General features: G+C 58.5%; 4 protein-coding genes and 1 tRNA gene. 4 read left to right on the forward strand and 1 reads right to left on the reverse strand.

What is annotated here, in order from left to right; genetic code table 11:
- Nucleotides 1–381: 381 nt before the first annotated feature.
- Nucleotides 382–720 carry a hypothetical protein gene (locus tag AC0L25_RS32260; RefSeq protein ID WP_473599159.1) on the forward strand — a complete coding sequence of 113 codons (339 nt, stop codon included), beginning with the start codon at nt 382–384 and terminating at the stop codon, nt 718–720.
- A 51-nt stretch (nt 721–771) separates the two neighbouring features.
- Here the strand turns inward: AC0L25_RS32260 and AC0L25_RS32265 are convergent, their stop codons facing one another.
- A complete protein-coding gene (locus tag AC0L25_RS32265) occupies nt 772–894 on the reverse strand; it encodes a hypothetical protein (RefSeq protein ID WP_473599160.1) in 123 nt (40 codons plus the stop codon).
- A gap of 55 nt (nt 895–949) precedes the next feature.
- On the opposite strand from AC0L25_RS32265, the gene AC0L25_RS32270 reads away from it, so the two are divergent.
- The 3 genes from AC0L25_RS32270 (at nt 950) to AC0L25_RS32280 (ending at nt 2,097) form a co-directional block, all read left to right on the forward strand.
- Nucleotides 950–1,453, forward strand: coding sequence for a hypothetical protein (locus AC0L25_RS32270; protein ID WP_473599161.1), 504 nt, complete (start codon nt 950–952; stop codon nt 1,451–1,453).
- Between the two features lie 105 nt (nt 1,454–1,558).
- Nucleotides 1,559–1,843: a helix-turn-helix domain-containing protein gene (locus AC0L25_RS32275; protein ID WP_473599162.1), complete on the forward strand. Its 285-nt coding sequence runs from the start codon at nt 1,559–1,561 to the stop codon at nt 1,841–1,843.
- 177 nt (nt 1,844–2,020) lie between these two features.
- Nucleotides 2,021–2,097, forward strand: a tRNA-Pro gene (locus AC0L25_RS32280).
- The last annotated feature ends 86 nt before the right edge of the window (nt 2,098–2,183 follow it).

A 2,183-nucleotide genomic window follows, 5' to 3' on the forward strand; every position in this document is an offset into this window, starting at 1 on the left:
CGCCCGCAATTACCGCGCCGTTGTCACTCTCGCGGCTATTGTCCTATGGTTGCGGTAACTGTCCACACGGCCTAGCGCACGACCCCGAAAATCGGAATCGATTTTCGGAAAGGATCATGCGCAAAATTAAAAGTGCGACAGCGTCCTTTGCGCGTCCAATAGGACGCGCGGCGCTGTAGTCCAGGTCGCCCAAAAGCATGCCCTCAGGCCTGGCCCGAGGGTGCGCAGCGGTTTGGGATAACGACATGGATAAAGAACTTAAAGCGGGTCGCATGAACCCCTTTCGACGCGACGCGCTTTAAGGGCCGACCGATCGCCCGTCAGACCGGAACTGCTTCCGAAATCGTGCGTTCCTTTTTCGCAAAGGGAAGGAAGCATATCATGGTATCATTTTCGACTCTGTCCGACATCGATCTTGAAAAGGAGGTCGCAGCCCTCTCCAGGGAACTGGCGGCGCTAAGGAAAGCTGTGTCCCGGCGCGGCAGCGCCTATTACGAGGACGGGCGTGACACCGCCTCGGACTACTATTCGGATCTTGCCGAGCGCTTCAGTGACGCACTGCCTGCGATCAGGAGGCATAGCAGGGTGATAGAGAAGACAGCCCGCGATCATCCCGCGACAGCGGCCGCTGTCGGGCTGGTTGTGGTCGGGCTCGTCGCCAGCCTGATGCTTAGCCGACAGCAGAATACGCCGCGAGCGAAACCCAGATCGGCACGTTGAGACCAAAGAAAATGGCGGCGCGGACGGCCGCCATTTTCGTCGACAAGTCGATCAGCGCGCGAGCTTGAGCTTGTTCTTCGGGCTGACCTGCGCGGTCTGGCTGCATTTGCCATAGACGGTGCCGCTGGGGTCGGTGGCATCCGTGTATGTACCCTTGCAGTCGAGCTCCAGCACCAGACAGTGACCCGCGCCCTTACAAACCGCGCCGCCGCCGCTCGGATGCGTGCCGTTGGCGACGGCCGAGTTCGGAACTGAAATCGAGCCGATGGCCGAGACGACAATGGCAGCGGCGAGCGAAAGGCGCTTGAAGTTCGAAATATCAGCTCATCTGAGCATTTCCTTCTCTGGATCGAGGATCGCCGTCAGGGCGTCCTTCTGGTGGGGGACGGCCTTTGTGGCGTCCATACCGTCTTGGTGCGGCCCGGAGAGGAAAGCTTCACGCGTCGGTTCAAAAAATTCTTGCGGCGGGGCATCGCGCGGTTCGTGGCCCAGGATTCAGGCTTCGCCACCCGTCGATGCACGTGGCTGGTCGCTTCCGAATCTAGTCGGACCTGTTGGCGCAGAAAAAACCAACAAGAAGACCGCCATCGGTCAAGAATCCTGGCATGCCAGCGGCAGCCGGTTAACGAGCGGGCAGCTCGGAGCCATCGAACTTTTTCGGCGTCCGATCATTCAAAACAACTTAGTCGGATGGCGTATGACCCACTCCAGCGTCGGAATCACGATGCCGTGACGGCATCTTTGGCGCTTGGCAAATCACCATCGAGAGGGCATTCTCTGCGCCGTCTCAGGCAACATCTTGATTTGATCAAACTCTTTAAATCCACGGAGTTGCCAAATGCCCCAAATAGCAACAAGCGAAGCTTTTTCCGAACTGTCGGCGACCGAAGCTGCGCCCGACCACAGCGCCCTCAAGGCCATACGAGAAACCAGGGGGTACAGCATGGAAGAGTTGTCTCTGACGTGCGGCCTGGCGATCGATGAAATCGCGGACATCGAGAACGGCAAGAATGCCGATCCGTCGAAGCTTCGGCGAATAGCCTCCGCGCTTCGGCTTCCGGAAAACGCGCTGATCAATACAGCCGTGCTGACGCAATCCGTGGAAAATCGACGACCCGTCTGATAGCAGCGTCACAAGACCATCCAGCCAGACAAACGAGTGTGATTCTGGATTTGAAGTTCCTGAGCGCTGACGACGTCCAACAGAGCAGGAACTTCAAATCCACGATGCCGGCATAGCTCGACGGCCGCCGAATTCGGTTGACCCGAACCGGATTATCACGATACATCGCGACCGGTCCGGAGTGTAGCGCAGCCCGGTAGCGCACTTGACTGGGGGTCAAGGGGTCGTCGGTTCGAATCCGGCCACTCCGACCATTTCAAGACTGTCCAGCCCGGAGACATAGGTAACAGAATGTACCTAAGACATGGGTGACAACCCCGTGCCGAACGGGTTGTCGATG

This window comes from Mesorhizobium sp. WSM4813 (genome assembly GCF_055811555.1).